This is a genomic window from Bacilli bacterium (genome assembly GCA_036381315.1).
In the GTDB taxonomy this organism is placed as follows: Bacteria; Bacillota; Bacilli; order Paenibacillales; family KCTC-25726; genus DASVDB01.
In genome coordinates this window covers 1-16684 of record DASVDB010000072.1, presented here as the reverse complement: position 1 = coordinate 16684, position 16684 = coordinate 1, and the positions used below count along the sequence as shown (strand labels likewise).

The window sequence follows — 16684 nt, the reverse complement described above, 5'->3', positions numbered from 1 at the left end:
GGTGGCAGAAAAATCACTTCACACATGGGTACATATCCCTTGGCGTATGATCTATGCCTACTGTATGCCCGATCGCCGCAAATGGTGAACAATCGGGACAGCGAAGCACGTTCAATCGCATAGCCGATATCACCGGCAAAGAAAAACCGGGCCAAAAGCCCGGCGTTTTTCACATATATATCCGGAATGAAGGCGGACATTATTTTAAAGAAATCCGGAAGTGGGCAATGATCGGCTTGGAAATGAGCGCTCCAAGCAACTGGACAAGCGTCTTCACCACGATTTGCCCCAATATGGCGAGCGGCACCGCCGACCACGGGATGAATCCCGCGCCCAAGGGCGAAAGCCCGACAACAACAAAAACCGTGCTGTCCAATACGCCGGCGACGGTTCCGCTGTACAACAGCCTCATATGAAAAGGCAGTTTCAGCCGGCTGTAAATTTCCGTATCCGTCGTCTCCGAAATCAGGAAGGTCAAAAGCGACGCAAATACGATCCACAGCGTATCCCCGTGCAAATAAGACGTGAGCGCCGAAAGCAAGGTGGATAGCAAAATAAATCCATATGTCCTGGCCCTGCCGAATTGGCTTTGCACCAAATCGCGCAAAATAAAGCTAATGCCGATGACAAACGTTCCGTAAGGAACGATAAAGAGCACCAGATTCAGCGGTTCGGTCGCGGCGGTCACCACGTTTGCCGCCACGATGGCAAAAATATAAAGCAACGGAAGCAATATGCCCATGTATGTTTCTCCCCGTTTCCATATGCATATCTGACTTAAAGCCAAACATCATTTTATCAGAAAAGCGGGGAAATTGTCTGCACAATGAGCCAAATATTCAATGATAAAATAATACAAGCACAGATGATGGAAATAGCGGTGGTAATTTTTTTATTGACCAAAACTCCCATCAAATCCTTGCGTCGGGAAAAATATACGAGCGCGATGACCGGCATGGGCAGCACGATGCTCAACACCACCTGGCTAATGATCAATGTCAGCGTCGGATCGAGCCCCCAGGCCACAATGACGACCGGCGGCAGCATGGTAATGACGCGCCGCAGCCAGACGGGAATCGAAAACCCGACAAAGCCCTGCATGATCATTTGCCCCGCCATTGTCCCGACCACGGAACTGGAGATGCCGGATGCCAGGAGCGACACCAGAAAGAAGGCGGCAGCCGCGGAGCCCAACAAAGGGGTCAAGGTCAAATAGGCTGTACGGATATCCGCGATCTGATCGTATCCCGAGGCATGAAATACGGACGCCGCCATATACATCATCGCCAGATTCACAAAGCCGGCAAAGCCCATCGCCATGATGATCTCCCGCCTGTTAAACTTTCCGATCTGCCGCGCTTCCATGTCATTGCGCGGGCGGATGCGGTTCGTCGTGAGGCCCGAATGCAGGAAGATGGCATGCGGCATAACCGTAGCCCCGATGATTCCGACCGCCAGCATGACGCTGTCATTGCCGCCCACCCACGGGATCAGGCTGTGCCGTATAATTTGCCCGAAATCGGGCCGCGACAAAACCGTTTCAAGCAAATAGCATGCGCCGATAATCAGGGCAAAAGCGATAATAAATTTCTCCAACGGCCGAAAGCCGAACTTTTCCAACAGCAAAATGAGGTATGTTACGACGCCGGCCAACAACACGGCATAAAACATCGGAATGCCAAACAGCAAGTTAAGCGCCAATGTCGCCCCCAAAAACTCGGCCAAATCCGTCGCCATCGCCGCGATTTCGGACACTACCCACATGCACATATTCAGCCACTTGGGAAAAAACTCCCGGCACAGCTCCGGCAAATTTTTGCCCGTCGCGATGCCCAGCTTCGCCGACATATTTTGCAGAAGCATGGCCATCATATTGGCCAGCACGATGACCCACAGCATGTTATACCCGAATTGCGAGCCGCTTTGTATGTTCGTGGCGAAATTCCCCGGGTCCACATAAGCAATGGAAGCAATAAACGCCGGCCCCAAAAATGGCAGCAACGCTTTCCATCCTTTGCGTTTTCCGGTGATCGCTTCTCTTAATGCCGCCTCCGTTTTCTTGTCGGACAACACCGTTCGCGAAGTTATTTTGGCGTGAGCAAACTCGTTCATGACTTTCCACCCTTTCCGCCGAAACGCCAATTTCCATGAGGGCAAGTCTGGCGCATGTGCCAAACTTTTACCCCGAACAAATTATTTTTACCTTGCACAACTTTTTTAGAATTATTATAAGGCGGTTTTCCCAAAAAGTGAATACCCCGCCTTACATTTTTTATTGGCATGGTGTGGCATGGAGGGCTAACGGGATTTTTTTACAGCAGGCAAAATCGTAACGGTCTCACCGGCGGCGATCGCAAAGCCCGCCGGACTAAGCGCCGCGCCGTTGCGCTTTTGCACCTGCAAGGGCTCCCGATAACGCACCCGGACGAAGGCTTCTACCGATGCGGCAATTTGCGCCTGGACAAGGCGCCCGCCGCGCCACCTGATGGAAACGGTAAACCCGCCGCGCGCTTTTAGGCCGCTTACGGCGCCATCCGGCCAAGCAGCAGGCAGCGCCGGCAGCAATTCAAGCGTGTTTGCCCGGCTTTGCAAAAGCATCTCGGCGATCCCCGCCGTTCCGCCGAAATTGCCGTCAATTTGCAGCGGCGGATGGTTGGCGAACAGATTGCCCAGCGTGTGCCGGGAAATTAGCGCCCGCAAATGCCGGTACGCATTCGCGCCGTCATGCAGGCGGGCATACAGGTTTACAAGCCAGGCGCGGCTCCAGCCGGTATGGCCGCCGCCGTGCTCGAGCCTGCGTTGCAGCGTTTTCTCCGCCGCGGCGGCAAGGTCGGGGCAATCATCCACCGTTATTTGCTCGCCCGGATACAGCCCGTACAAATGCGACACGTGCCTATGCCCCGGCTCATATTCGGCAAAATCTTCGTACCACTCCTGCAATTGCCCATGCCGTCCGATCCGATAGGAAGGCAGCCTGGCAACGGCATTTTTCAACTTTGCAACCAGGCCCTCGTCCACGGATAAAATTTCCGCCGCCGCCATGCAGTGCGTAAACAACTCGCGGATCAGGGAAATATCCATTGTGGAAGCCATAGAAATGCTGCAAGGCGCGCCATCGGGCAGCAAAAACTTGTTTTCCGGCGAAGTGGAAGGAAGGGTAAGCAACTCCCCCGCTGGCGTCGCCTCAAGCCAATCGAGGCAAAACAGGGCTGCGCCTTTCAGCAGGGGATAAGCGGTTGTGCGCAAATATTCCCGGTCCGGCTGAAACAAATAATGCTCCCACAGATGCCGGCACAGCCAAACTCCGCCCAGCGGCCAAAACGCCCAACTCGCCTGGCCGTTCGCCGGGGTGGACATGCGCCATAAATCCACATTATGATGCGCCGCCCACCCGCGACAGTCGTAATGCAGCGCCGCCGTTCTTCGCCCGGAAACGGACAATTCGGCGATCATGCGGATGAGCGGCTCATGGCACTCGTGCAGATTGCAGGTCTCCGCCGGCCAATAGTTCATTTGCGTGTTGATATTGATCGTGTAATTGCAATTCCACGGGGGCTGAACGTACGGATTCCAAATTCCCTGCAAGTTTGCCGGCTGCGTGCCCGGCTGCGAGCACGCCAGCAACAGATAGCGCCCATATTGAAAATAGAGCGCCTCCAGCTGCGGATCAGGCTTTCCGGCGCCATAGTCCCGCAAGCGCCGATCTGTCGGCAACGCCGCTTGGGAAGTGCTCCCCAAATGCAGCGCGACACGGCGAAACAGCCGCCGGTGCTCCGCGATATGGCGTTTGCGCAGCCTGGCATAGCCTTTGGCGGCAGCCGCGGCAAGCCGGCGGCGGCATTGCTCCCGCAAGCGGTCGACATCGCCCGAGGGCATTTTGGCAAAACCGGCGAAACCGGTATGCGCCGCAAGCAGCAGCGTAAACGAGCCCGCACCCGTGACAATCAGTTGCCCGCCTTCCGCCGTTACCTGTTGCCTTCCATCCGGTAACACGCGCAGCGCGGCGCAAAAAGCAATACCCATTCCCTCTTCGTAGAGAACGGGTTTAGGGTGATCCCCATTATAGTTGCCGGCGATATGCGACGGGCAGCGCCCGCAAAGCGCCAACCCGTCGTTTTCAGCCAGCACGTTAACCTGAAGCGGCGATTGCAGCGCCACCGCGATCCGGCGCCGCAATCCGTCCCGTGGAGTGAACCGGACGACGAGAACTTGGTCGGGTGCGCTGACAAAAGCCTCGCGATACATCTCTCCGCCGCCTACGCGGTAACTCGTCGCGGCAATCCCCGCATCCAGGTCCAACTCATGCACGTAATCGGCAATTTCTTCCGCTTCCGCCGCGCACTCCTGCACGTCCAGACAAAGATCGCCGAGCGGCAAATAGGATTCCGTTTCCCTGCCCAACATGCCCGCTTCGATCAGTTGCTCCGCTTCGGCAAATCGGCGCGCCTTAATCAGCTCCCGCGCCTTGCGCAAATAACGCAGCGCTTCATAATTGATCGTATCCCGGGGAAAGCCCGACCACAGCGTGTCTTCATTGAGCGCAATCCGTTCCGTCGCAATCCCGCCGAAAACCATGCCGCCGATGCGGCCGTTGCCGATCGGCAAGGCCTCTTCCCATTTTGCGGCGGGTTGTTCGTACCAGAGACGCCAGGGATGCGGGCGTTTCCCCCGCGGTTCGTTTAGTCGTTCCAAAGCGCTACCCGTTCTTTCACGATTTGCGTGTACAATTCATCCATTTTGTCCACACCGGCGTCTTTCAGCTTTTGCAGATATTCATCCCAAATCTTGTCGAAATCGCCCGGCTTCGCCAACACGGCTTTCGGAATGTACGACCAGGTAATATCCTTCATTTGATTTTGCAGCACCGCCAATTCGGAATCGCCGGGAACCGGAATGTTCCACGCCGCGCCCCACGGTTTAACCGGAAATTCGTCTTCTTTCGGGAACAGGTCTTTCCATGTCGTTGCATTATAATTCTTCAGCACTTCTTTTTCCACATCGTTATAGCTTGCCACGATTTGATCCGGGAAGTTCGTCGTATAGTAGTTGCCTGTCGAATCCTTTACGCCGTCGCCGTAATGCGCCGAAAGCAGCGCATACAAACCAATGCCCGTTTCCTTGGAGAAGTTGGCGGCATCGTTGACTTTCCGGTCATTGACTTTTTTCGGAATCACGCGCACGCCGTTTTCCACATTGTAATGTTTGCCTTCAATGCCCCAGTTGATCAATATTTGCCCTTCCTCGGAAGCCAGAAAATCGAGGAATTTGATCGCCCGAACAGGGTCTTTGCAGTTTGTCGTGATGCCAACGCCGTATCCGGCCATGAATCCGGTATCCTGGAAGGAATGATCTTTAAACTCGGTCGTCAACGTAACCGGATAATGCCCGTACCCGCGTTCAAATTTGCCCGCCGTCTTCAGCGCGTTTTCGCCGTCCTGATAGTCCCATTTTTGGTCAATCAGGCCGAGTACGCGGCCGGTGGCGATTTTGGCTTTATACTGGTCATACTTTTGCGAAAAGGTTTCCGGGTCAAGCAGACCGATATCGTTCATATGATTCAACCAGCGGAAATATTCTTTTTCTTCCGGACGCAGGAAATGATATTTTGCTTCATACGTGTTCGGATCGATATAAAACTCGCCGTCATCGGGAGCGCCGGTAGTGAAAAACGCCGGATTGGTCACGGAAATATACATATGCCAGTCATCGGAGTTTAAGGTTAAGCCGATGGTCGGTTTGCCGTCAATTTGCGGGTGTTTTTCCTTGTACGCCTTGATCGCGTTCTCAAAATCCTGCACCGTGCGGATTTCCGGATAGCCGAGCTCTTGCACCACCGCGTGCTGCAGTTCAAAACCGCCGCCCGCATCAAAGGTAATTTGCCCCACTCCGCTATACGACGGTATCACATAAATGGACGGATCGTCTTTGCTGTAACGCAGGCGCTTCATGTAGGGCCCGATGACTTTCTTGATATTGGGCGCATATTGTTCGATTAACGGAGCAAGATCAATCATCGCGCCGGCATCCACCAATTTGCCCAGATCGCCTTTGGGGCTGATCAAATCGGGGTACTGGCCGGTTGAAGCAATCAGCCCGATTTTTTGCGCCGGGTCGCCCACGGCGAATTCCGCCTTCAAGGTCACGCCCGTTTTTTCCGTGATCACTTTTCCGACTTCATCCTGCATGTTGTTCCAGTTGGGGCTTGGATCTTCGCTGAAGTATGTGAATGTGATCGGCTCCAGGTTGTTTCCGCTATCCATTGCCTCGGGCCCGCTTGCGGTCGGCTTCGGAGTGTCCTCCGCGGAATCCTTCGAACTGCTGCACGCCGCCGTGGAAAACGCGATCGCGCCAGCCACTAGCAGGATGCCAAGCTTTTTCCATGCTATTTGTCTAACCATATTGTTTTGACCCTCCTAAAAATAAATTTGGTATCAACAGCTCAGCTTTTGATAGCGCCAAGCGTCATCCCCTTGACAAAATAACGTTGCAAAAACGGATAAACGACCAGAATCGGCACGGTGACCACCATCGTAATCGCCATTTTGACCGACTCCGGCGACACCTTGTTCAACAGCTGCGTCAAATTTTGCGAATGGGCGTCGGCGTTGTTGCCGCTTTGCGTACTTTGTAAAACTTTCATCAGTTCAAACTGCAAGGTTGTCAAATTCTCGTTGGAACTGTTGTACAAATACGTGTCAAACCAGGAATTCCATTGTCCCACGGCCAGAAACAGGGCAATCGTGGCCAATACCGGCTTGCACAGCGGCAAGATGACCCGCAGGTAAATCGTAAAATCGTTGGCTCCGTCCAGCTTGGCCGATTCCTGCAAGGCGGCGGGGAGACCGTCCATAAAGGAGCGGATGACAAACACGTTAAACGCGCCGACCATCCCCGGCAAAACATATACCGCAAACGTATTCATCAAATGCAGGTCGCGCATCAGGATAAAAACGGGAACCAATCCGCCGGAGACATACATGGTGATGGCCAGAAACACAGAAACAAATCCGCGCGCCTGGTAATCTTTGCGGCTGAGCGTATAGGCCAACATGGACGAGCTGATGAGCCCGAGTATGGTCCCGACCACGGTTCTGAGCACGGAGATTTTAAAACCGGTCAACAAGCCGCTGAATTGAAAAATCGACTTGTAGTTTTCCAGCGTGAATTTCCGCGGCCATATGTAGATGCCGCCGCGCACCGCATCCATGGAATCGTTCAGGGAAATGGCCAAAACGTTGAGAAACGGATACAACGTGACGCAGGCAACCAGCAGCATGAATGCGATATTGCAAATATCAAACATTTTGTCAGTAACGGACGCGCTAAAATAATTGCGTTTTTTTGTCATCGGCCCGCTCCTTTAAAAATTTCGCTTACATGACGCTTTCCTTGGCAAAGCGTTTGAACATGCCGTTGGCGATAAACAACAGAACCAGACTGACTACCGAGTTGAACATATTGATCGCGGTGCCGAAAGAAAACCGCCCCAGGCCGATCCCGTAGTTTAAGGCGTATAAATCCAGCACGTCGGAATAATTTTTGACAAGCGGATTGCCCAGCAGAAACTGCTTTTCAAACCCGATGCTGATCAAATTCCCGATCGACAAAATCAGCAGAATAATGATTGTCGTGCGGATGCCGGGGATCGTAATATGCCAGTTTTGCCGAAAGCGGCCGGCCCCGTCGACTTTCGCCGCTTCATACAACTCCGGATCGATGCCAGTGATCGCCGCCAAATAGATGATTGAATTCCAGCCCATTTCTTTCCATAGATCGGAAACGGTTACAATTCCCCAAAACCAGTGTTCCTTCGCCATGAACTGAATCGGGTTGTCCACAATATGCAGCTTCTGCAGGATGACATTCACAATGCCGCCATCGATCGATAGCATCTTGTAGACGATGCCTGCGACCACCACCCATGAAACAAAATGCGGAAGATAGGAAACGGTCTGCACAATGCGCTTGAATGACTGCTTACGCAATTCATTCAGCAATATCGCAAACACGATCGGAACGGTAAAACCGACCACCAGACCCATCACGCTCATCGCCAGCGTATTGCGCAGCACAAGGTAAAAGCGGTCGTCGTGGAACAGTTCGCTAAAATTTTGCAAACCAACCCATTTCTGTTCAAAAAACGGCCGGCCGGGGCGGTATTTTTGAAACGCCATCGTCCATCCCCAAAGCGGGAGGTAACTGAACACAAACACCCAGGCGACAAAAGGCAAGGACATCAAATATAAATATTTTTGCTGAAAGGCAATGCGCCAAAACCGCCGAACTTTACGGCTCGGCTGAAGCGTTTGTTTTGCCGTCGCCGCATCCATACCGCGACCTCCTTCGCTGTTAAATTCATCATATTAAATTTTGCGGGCGGCAAATACCCGAAAGATTGGAGCAAAAATCATGCAAAAATTATTCCTTTTTCCGGTATGCCGTGGGAGATACCCCCACATACTTGCGAAACTTGCTGTGAAAATAATCGGCGTTGGCGTAGCCGACCAATTCGGCCACCTGATAAACTTTGTAACCTTGCTCCAGCAGCTTTTTCGCTTGTTCAATCCGCACTTTGTCAAGAAACGTATTGAAGTATTCGCCGGTGTGGTTTTTGAAAAGCTTCCCCAAATATGCGCTGTTGTAATTGAAAACTTCAGCCAGCGTTTCCAGCCTTAAATTCTCGTGATAATTGCGGTGAATCAGGTCGACCATTCTTTTCAACAAGGAGCCCGTGCTGCCGGATGTGATCTGCCCGATCGCTTTCTTGGCCAAAACGGCGATAAAATGCTCAACGGCATAAATATTTTTGCACCTGTATACTTCCATCAACTCCGTGGAAAGCCGCTGCTTGGCCAATTGGGCGTCCGGATAAGCCGAAGCCAATTTCTCCAGCGCACGGGTTACGATCTGCACCATGGCTGTTTTGATTTGCTGCTCGCTTTCGCCGTTTGCAGCCAACTGGCCCAACCACTGCGCAACAAGGCTTTGCGCGGATTCCGCGCTGCCGATTTCGAGCGCAAAAGCGAATTTGTCCACCGCCTGCTCGATCTTAAGCGGTTGCGCAGTGGCTTCCGGCTGCTCCGGCGGCAGCAAATCGCGCTCAGTCAACAAGCGGTCGGTGCGGTAAAAAAATCGGCGCGCCAGCAAACTTTCGGCCACCTTCGCGGCGTCCGCAATTTCCGCAAGCGAACCGACGCCGGGTCCGGCGGCGCACACGAATTCGCAGCCAGCCTCTTGCATCGCCGCCGCCAACCGATCGTACAAATTTTTCCGCGACAGTTCGGTCCGCAAGTCGTCCTTCAGCAGCAATCCGATATAGGGGGCGGCGCGAAACGCGACGCCGTTTGCTCCAACCAGTTCGTTGATGCCCGTCATCAAGCCGCTGCCCGCATCCGCATCCGCAGGCGTATTTTCTTCGCAGGCGAGCAGCACGATCCGGTACTGTTTCCAGCGCAAATCATATTGCTCGGCAATCGCCCCGATTTCCTCGCCGCTTGCCGGATTTTCGCCCGTAAGGAGCGAACGGAGAAACAATTCCCGGTTCCAGCCCGCTCTCTCGCGCATTCTCGCCGCGGCGGCCTCTTGATCCAGCAGCTTTTTAACGTTCAGCAACGCTTGCGTAATTTCCGTCTCCTCCACGGGTTTCAGGATGTACCCATCGACTTTGGCGGCAATCGCCTTTTGCGCGTAGGCGAAATCGGCATATCCGCTCAATATCAGGACATGTACGGCTGTGCTTTCCTTGCGGACCGCTTCCAGCAACTGCAGCCCGTCCATGCCCGGCATGCGGATATCGATGACGAGCAAATCCAGCGCGCCGCTTTTAAATTTTTGCAGCGCTTCCCTGCCGTTGGCCGCCGTAGCCGCCACTTGAAAACCGTACTCATCCCACGGAACGATCGTCTTTAATCCTTCCCGAATCACCGGCTCATCGTCGACTATCATCACTTTATACATCCGGATTCCTCCTCGATCGGGATTGTGAAGCGTATTTCCGTGCCGACTCCGGGCTTGCTGCGAATGCGCAGGCCGTGCCCTTCGCCGTAAACCAGGAGCAAGCGTTCATGCACGTTGCGCAAACCGATCCGGCTGTTCCGGTCGTCTTCGGCAAACGACCGATAAATGCCGCGGATCTTTTGCCGGCTCATCCCCGCGCCGTTATCGGCGACACACACTTTCAGTTTATTGCCGGCAATTTCCGCGCAGACGTTCACTTTGCCGCCTGACTCGACTCCTTCCAGCCCGTGCAGCACCGCATTTTCCACCAACGGCTGAATGATCAGCGGCGGTATCCGGATTTTTAACGTTTCAGGCGCCACATCAAGTTCGTATCCAAGCCGCTCTTCATAGCGGAATTTCTGAATTTCCAAATAACAGCGCACCATTTCGATTTCACTTTGCAGCGTGATCTTTTCATTGGCCACATCCAGATTTTTGCGCATCATGCGGCCCAACAATTTCACCACTTCCGCGATTTCTTTTTCTCCCTTCAAATGCGCTTTCATGCGTATCGATTCCAACGCGTTGAACAAAAAATGCGGATTGATCTGGCTCGCCATCATCTTGAACTTGATTTCATTTTGTTTTAATTCCAGCGAATTTTTCTGTTTTTGCGACTGTTCCACTTCGTTCATCAACTGCTTGATATTGATCAGCATCGAATTGTATTGCCGCGACAGTTGCCCGATTTCATCCTTGCCGTCGATTTTGATCGGGGAATCGAAATTTCCCGCCGAAACTCTGGAAATATGCTTGCTCAAGTGCAGCAACCTGCGCGACAACAACCCGGACAAGCCATAGATCAAAATAAGCGCGACAAACAGGCTGATGAAGATGACCGACAAGGAAAGGATGCTGATCCTGTTGACATTTTTGACGATATCCCCAACCGAAAGCACGGAAATTATCCGCAATCCGTTCAGACTGCCGTCGGGCATCAGACGCTCGATGAACACCTTTGACGATTCGCCGTTGACAACGGCATCGAAAATTCCTTTTTCCTTCGTCATTATCGGCTGGTCAAAATGCAGTTCAGCCAACGTCTTGCCCACAATGCCGGGTTTACTGGAAGCCACTACATAACCGCCGTCCGACACGATCATCGTCGCAAAAGGTTCCTGCCCGATCGCCTCGTTCAAATACTGGTCGTTCACGTTGATCACCAGCACTCCATTGGATCGGTCGTTGAAAAAGTCGATGCGCCGAATCAGGCTCAAATGCTTGCGGTGATCCCGTTCATCCTCGATATAATCCCAACTGATCAGCCCTTTGCTTTTCAGCGCCTTTTGATACCAGGCCGTTTTTACAATGGATTTGGTAGGCTGGAAAAACTCCCAGTTGTCGAGCAGCGTCGGATTGTCAAAGTAAAACCGGATGTTGCCGATTTCTTTATACAGCCGGATGTATTCGCGAAAAGCCGGATAATTGTGGTAAGCCAAAACAACATCGTAGATCGTTTGGTACCTGGTATTGACCACGGCGCCAAGCCTGCTGTCGGATAACAACTGATAGGAAATATCGGATGACACATTGATGATTTGCGCCGTCCGTTTGGAGATTCGCTCCACGTTGTTGGACGCCTGCGTGATCGCATCGTTCAGCGCCATCTCGCGCAGCTTGACGGTCAAAAAGACGCCCACGATCGAAACCGGCACCAGGACAACCAGAACAAAGGAGATAAACAGCTTGTTGCGGATTTTCATATCGTTGGACCACCGCACCAACAAGGCCATCATCCGTTTCACCACATCCGTTTTTTGAATGCGCTTGCAAAACTTTATGATCTTAGGGGAACTTATGATTCCCTTAGTCTGAACCAGCTTAGGCCAACGTCTCCGCTGAGCCTTACGTAAACATTGCGGACGCCCGTGGCGCCGGCAAGCGGGAAGCGGGCTGTACTCCAGGCCTGCCTGCTCCCTGCCGCTGCGATCCGCCATACGCCGGCCGGCTCTGCCTCCGGATCATCATACAGCACCTCGATCATTCCGCCCGCCAAACCGCCGCATGCGCCGCATTCAAAAAATTTGGCTTCCCGCTCCAACAGGGCGTCGGCAAACAACAGCCAGCCTTCGGCGCTTTCGTCGCGGCAGCGGACGCAGGTGCCGCCTGCCTTGCACTCATCCAGCAAAACGCCTTGGTAATCGTCATAATTTTCCGCACGCGTAGTCGTAAAAAGATTCCGCGGCGGGATTGTCTCACCGATGATCTCGACGCTGCCGGACAAGCGGATGTCGGCGGATGAAGATCCGACCATAAACGTATACAACCCGGATTCGACGCAATACCGTTCCCTGGTTACATCCCAGAACGCCAAATCGGACGCGGGCACCGCAAACGTTACGGTCATCCTTTCCCCGGGCGCAAGATGAATCCGGCGGAAACTTTGCAACTGTTTGAGCGGCCGCTTCACGCGGGATTTCTCCGCGCGGACGTACAACTGGACAACTTCATCGCTCGCCATTTGTCCGACGTTTTCCACCGTAAATCGAAGTTCCACGTGACCGTCTGCATGAACGCGGTCAGCCGTAAAGGCAAGGCCGTCATACCGAAATTCCGCATAGGTTAGGCCGTGCCCAAACGGGTACAGCGGATTTCCGGCAAAATATTGATACGTCCGCCCGCCTTTGATTATGTCGTAATCCATCATATCGGGTAGCTGCGCAAGCGAACGATACCACGTCATATTCAGGCGCCCCGCCGGGCTCACATCGCCGAACAACACGTCGGCTATCGCATGGCCCAGCTCCTGTCCGCCATGCGAAGTATACACAATGGCCGGGACATGCTCCTCGATCCCATTCAGCGCGAACGGATAGCTGCCGACAATAACGACGATCGTCCGCGGATTGGCCTTATATACTTCCCGGATCAAGTGCTCCTGCGCGGGCGGGAGGGCAATATCCCGGCGGTCGTAATCCTCTTTGCCGTTAATGAGCGGATGATTGCCGACAAACACAATCGCCGCGTCCGCCGCTTTGGCCGCTTCGGCTGCCGCTGCCGCGCCGTCCGCAATCATTTCCTTCATAAACTTTGTTTTGTTTTCCGCCGTATCCTGCTTTACTGCCCGCAGCGTTTCCATCTCCGCATCGGGAAGCGCGACCGCTTTGCCGTTCCAGGTCGTGAGCGCGCCCGCGCCGTTTGCGGACTGCGGCGCAAAGTGAAAAACTTCCCGCACATACCAGCCCCATATATCATCGGCTGATACGGTTACCCGTTCATCGTCGGTCGTCATATATTTGCCGTTTACAAGCGATTTGAACGTTAAACTGCCCCAACCCCAGTCCGTCTGCGCGAACGTTTCGAAACTGCCTTGTTGCTCGCCGCGCAGCACCAGATCGTTGTTGTCCCACCCGCCGGGCCCGATATAGCGGCCGTTTTCGGCGCATTTGAACGCGACCAGGTCGCACGCGTCATGGTAATCGACCCGCACCCCCGGCAGTTTTTCCACGATTCCCTGCAGCGGACTGATCCGGTAAGCGGGCGTCCCGGCATACCAATCCCGGTACACCGCGTCGGCAAGCGGCCCAATAACCGCCACGCTGCGCAGTTTGTCTTTTGACAGCGGCAGCGTCTGCGCGGCGTTTTTCAACAGGACGATCGACTCTTGCGCGGCTTTTAGCGCCAGCTTGCGGTGCTCGGGGTTGTACAGTATTGTTTCGGGAATTTGCGCATACGGATTTAACTCGTCCGGATCAAACTGCCCGAACCGGAAGCGGATACGCAGCATATTGCGCAGCGCGCGATCCAGATCCGCTTCGGTGATCAGCTTTCGTTCCAATGCTTCTTTTATGGCGGTTTTGACCAGATCGGGATCATCGGTAAAGCAGTCGACGCCCGCTTTCAGCGCCGCGGCGACCGTCTCGGCGTGCGTCGCAAAATACTTGTGGTCCGTCACCGTTTGCGACAAATCGCAAGCGTCACATACGATGAAGCCGTCCATGCGCCATTCCTCTTTCAGCACGCTTCGCACATCCGGGTGTACGATCATGGGCGTCCCGTTTACTTCGTTATAGGCCGTCATGAGAGAATGCACGCGCCCGTCCGTTACCGCTTTGCGAAAGGCGTTCAAATAATATTCCCGCTTGTTGCGGGGATCGATGACCGCCGAGCAGTTTATCCGGTTTTGTTCATTGTTGTTGGCGTAAAAATGTTTCAGCGCGGCGGACATTTTGATATAAAACGGATGATCCCCCTGCATGCCTTGCACCAACGCCGTGGCCATGGCTCCCGTCAAGCACGGGTCTTCCCCGTAGGCCTCTTCCGTCCTGCCCCAGCGCGGATCCCGCTCCATATCGACAGTCGGCGCCCATAAACAGAGCCCGCCCGTTTCCTTGCGTTTCTTGTAGTAAGCTCTCGCCTCATCTCCGATGCATGCGCCGATTTGCCGCATGAGTTCCGGGTCCCATGTACAGCCCAGTCCGATCGGCTGCGGGAATAAGGTCGCGTGCCCGATTCTCGCCACCACGCCGTGCGCGGCTTCTCCGCCCACCGCATATTCCTTGATGCCCAAACGCTCCACCGCCGCCTGCGCGGTCGGCATGAGCCCGATTTTCTCCGCCAGCGTCAAGCGGGACAAAAGATCGTCCACCCTTTCGTCAAGCGGCAATTCGGGATTTAGGAACGGATAGGTTAATTGCGCCTCGCCCATAGTACCTCTCCTTTGCAACGTCCATTTAAAACGCAATCAGTGTACAATAGGTGCGGCCATTATCCTACCTGCAAAATTAAAGAAAAAGTCATATAAAAATCCGGCTTCATGGGCCGGATCAACATGTAGGCAAAGTCTCAAAGAAACCGTGGATCCGCCTGCAGTAAGCTTGCTTTTTCCGGTTACGGGCACCGGTTGAAGGTCCTGCCAGCAGATTAATTGGATTTCATCCAACTATTTTCTTTTATTTGCCCTCATTTTATTTCACTAAATGGATTTCATCCAACTAATTCAGGAAAATTTACCGCTTTTCCCGAGTTTTGATAGCGATTAGTTGTACAAAATCCAACTAATTTTTCCGAAAGCTATATTTTAACGCCGAACCGGCATGCTCAGTCGATGAAGATAGTCAGGCGCGTCGTCGTATGCGGGTCGGGCCACACATTGACAACGCGATGATACACGCCCGGCTCCTCCTCAAATTCCACCTGCAAGGCCCCGCGGGAAAACGCCTGGCGAATTTCGATGTTTTTTATGCCGCTCAGTTCGTTTAGTTCGATACTTCGCCCCATTCCCGGAAGCTTGACCGGATTTAATTGACTCTTGCTGACAACGACTGTTTGCATCATAAATCAATCCTTCCTTGCCGCTTTTTACGGCAGTACATTCCCCCTTCATTTTACAGCGAAATCATTTGCGCTTCAAATGAAATGCGGCCAGTTCTTTGATGCGGCGATACATCGTCTGGTCTGGCAGTTTTCGAAACAAACCATGCGCGGGAATGGTCGGATTCGTTTCAATAAACCATACTTTCCCGTTGCGGTCGATGGCCAGATCATAGCCGATTTGCCAATCGTAGCGAACCCGGCTGTAAGCCCGGTTGCAGGCTTGGGCCAGGCGGATCATTTCCTGCTTTTTCTGTTCGGCTCTTTCCCCGGTCAGTCCCAACGACTGCCGTAATGCGGCATCGATGGGCAGCACATAGCCCCCTCCTCTCGCCACATTGGTGATAACGCTCTTTCTCCCCGCCACTTTTGCCAGCATGCCGACATACGTCCATCGTTTCGCCCTGTCGCGCATCATCATGACGCGCACGTCGAAGGGGCGGCCATTCACTCTGGCAAGCTGGATGCCTCTTTGCACAATATGCGGTTTCTTCCGCGCCAGGCCAAGTTTCCGGAACATTTCCGCAACCGTGTCGCAACGAACCGGATCCCCTTTTTCCCGCACATAATAATAACGGCCGTTCGTCCGCCACGCTTTGGTCACGCCGCGTCCCTGCCCGCCGCCGGCAGGCTTGATATATACTTCCCTGAAGTTGTGCAAATAGATCGCCAACGTAAACAATGTGCAAATGGACGTGCTGGGCAAATAGGGGCGTATTTCCTTCACCTGGTTAAACAATCTGTACAAGCTGTATTTTCCCATAGCCGGGTTTCCTGCTCCTCTTTATTGTTTTTGTGGTTTCCACCTCCTAACAATGTATGTCCATAAAATATGAATGAGACAAGGCATCCGCTTCTTTTAAGCATGTTCCGGTTGATTTGCCCGCCGGCCAAACGACCTTCACGCATCCACAAATTGCTCGACAAGAGCAAGCTTTTCTTCCGTAGACGGTCCCGAATTGTCCAGATATAGAATCGATTCCTCAGGCAACGGCCAACGCACCTCCCGCGTTTTAAGCGACTTTCGGAACTCGTCCCAATGCTTAAGTTTCCAGCGGTCGAGCGCCGAGTTGCGATTCAGCAGCCGTTGCCGATACGCCTCTTCTTCGGGCAGATAAACATAGAGCGCCTTTACGGCGATAGCGTCCATAGCGGTTTCTGCGGCTTCAATTCGCGCCAATTCCTTGCCCAGCCACGCGGGGTTTTCCGCCTCGCGGGTGAACGGGCCGACGACAATTGCGTCGCATCCCAATGCGATATTGTCCAGGGCGGCGTCCATCGTCATGCGGTAGCCCAGGTCGCGGCAATATTTTTTATATAGCGGAGAATCGCGGTCGGTCGGGTCCTGGCCGACTATCGTCATAATGGCTTC

General features: G+C 53.6%; 13 protein-coding genes. All 13 read right to left on the bottom strand.

The genetic code is table 11. The features are described 5' to 3' along the window. Nucleotides 1-200, bottom strand: a 200-nt coding sequence (locus VF260_05650; GenBank protein ID HEX7056666.1) for a hypothetical protein, incomplete at its 3' end; no start/stop codon positions are given. After that, nucleotides 200-733 carry a VUT family protein gene (locus tag VF260_05645; GenBank protein HEX7056665.1) on the bottom strand — a complete coding sequence of 178 codons (534 nt, stop codon included), beginning with the start codon at nt 731-733 and terminating at the stop codon, nt 200-202. The genes VF260_05645 and VF260_05650, both read right to left, overlap by 1 nt. 65 nt (nt 734-798) lie before the next feature. Further along, complete coding sequence (locus VF260_05640) at nt 799-2112, bottom strand: Nramp family divalent metal transporter (GenBank protein HEX7056664.1); 1314 nt, start codon at nt 2110-2112, stop codon at nt 799-801. Between the two features lie 186 nt (nt 2113-2298). Beyond that, nucleotides 2299-4692 carry a glycoside hydrolase family 95 protein gene (locus tag VF260_05635; protein ID HEX7056663.1) on the bottom strand — a complete coding sequence of 798 codons (2394 nt, stop codon included), beginning with the start codon at nt 4690-4692 and terminating at the stop codon, nt 2299-2301. Next, nucleotides 4680-6398, bottom strand: a complete 1719-nt coding sequence (locus tag VF260_05630) for an ABC transporter substrate-binding protein (GenBank protein ID HEX7056662.1) — start codon at nt 6396-6398, stop codon at nt 4680-4682. Before VF260_05630 ends, VF260_05635 begins: the two co-directional genes overlap by 13 nt. A 41-nt stretch (nt 6399-6439) precedes the next feature. After that, the gene (locus VF260_05625; protein ID HEX7056661.1) at nt 6440-7348 is read right to left on the bottom strand and encodes a carbohydrate ABC transporter permease; all 909 of its coding nucleotides are present in this window, start codon (nt 7346-7348) and stop codon (nt 6440-6442) included. Between the two features lie 25 nt (nt 7349-7373). Next, entirely contained in the window at nt 7374-8330 is a 957-nt protein-coding gene (locus tag VF260_05620; GenBank protein HEX7056660.1) for an ABC transporter permease subunit, read from the bottom strand. Between the two features lie 88 nt (nt 8331-8418). Beyond that, nucleotides 8419-9957, bottom strand: a complete 1539-nt coding sequence (locus tag VF260_05615; protein HEX7056659.1) for a response regulator transcription factor — start codon at nt 9955-9957, stop codon at nt 8419-8421. Beyond that, nucleotides 9945-11735, bottom strand: a complete 1791-nt coding sequence (locus VF260_05610; protein ID HEX7056658.1) for a sensor histidine kinase — start codon at nt 11733-11735, stop codon at nt 9945-9947. The genes VF260_05615 and VF260_05610 overlap by 13 nt, the downstream gene beginning before the upstream one ends. A 59-nt stretch (nt 11736-11794) precedes the next feature. Beyond that, nucleotides 11795-14647 carry a glycoside hydrolase family 3 C-terminal domain-containing protein gene (locus VF260_05605; protein HEX7056657.1) on the bottom strand — a complete coding sequence of 951 codons (2853 nt, stop codon included), beginning with the start codon at nt 14645-14647 and terminating at the stop codon, nt 11795-11797. 392 nt (nt 14648-15039) lie between these two features. Further along, entirely contained in the window at nt 15040-15276 is a 237-nt protein-coding gene (locus tag VF260_05600; GenBank protein HEX7056656.1) for a hypothetical protein, read from the bottom strand. Between the two features lie 61 nt (nt 15277-15337). After that, complete coding sequence (locus VF260_05595; protein ID HEX7056655.1) at nt 15338-16075, bottom strand: YheC/YheD family protein; 738 nt, start codon at nt 16073-16075, stop codon at nt 15338-15340. 138 nt (nt 16076-16213) lie between these two features. Continuing rightward, the coding region (locus tag VF260_05590; protein ID HEX7056654.1) for a hypothetical protein at nt 16214-16684 on the bottom strand (471 nt) is incomplete at its 5' end.

Bases quoted from the DNA above. Each gene is read 5' to 3' on its own strand.
- VF260_05600 (HEX7056656.1), bottom strand. From the start codon at position 15,276: ATGATGCAAACAGTCGTTGTCAGCAAGAGTCAATTAAATCCGGTCAAG.
- VF260_05630 (HEX7056662.1), bottom strand. From the start codon at position 6,398: ATGGTTAGACAAATAGCATGGAAAAAGCTTGGCATCCTGCTAGTGGCT.
- VF260_05615 (HEX7056659.1), bottom strand. From the start codon at position 9,957: ATGTATAAAGTGATGATAGTCGACGATGAGCCGGTGATTCGGGAAGGA.
- VF260_05610 (HEX7056658.1), bottom strand. From the start codon at position 11,735: ATGATGGCCTTGTTGGTGCGGTGGTCCAACGATATGAAAATCCGCAAC.
- VF260_05620 (HEX7056660.1), bottom strand. From the start codon at position 8,330: ATGGATGCGGCGACGGCAAAACAAACGCTTCAGCCGAGCCGTAAAGTT.
- VF260_05640 (HEX7056664.1), bottom strand. From the start codon at position 2,112: ATGAACGAGTTTGCTCACGCCAAAATAACTTCGCGAACGGTGTTGTCC.
- VF260_05595 (HEX7056655.1), bottom strand. From the start codon at position 16,075: ATGGGAAAATACAGCTTGTACAGATTGTTTAACCAGGTGAAGGAAATA.
- VF260_05605 (HEX7056657.1), bottom strand. From the start codon at position 14,647: ATGGGCGAGGCGCAATTAACCTATCCGTTCCTAAATCCCGAATTGCCG.
- VF260_05625 (HEX7056661.1), bottom strand. From the start codon at position 7,348: ATGACAAAAAAACGCAATTATTTTAGCGCGTCCGTTACTGACAAAATG.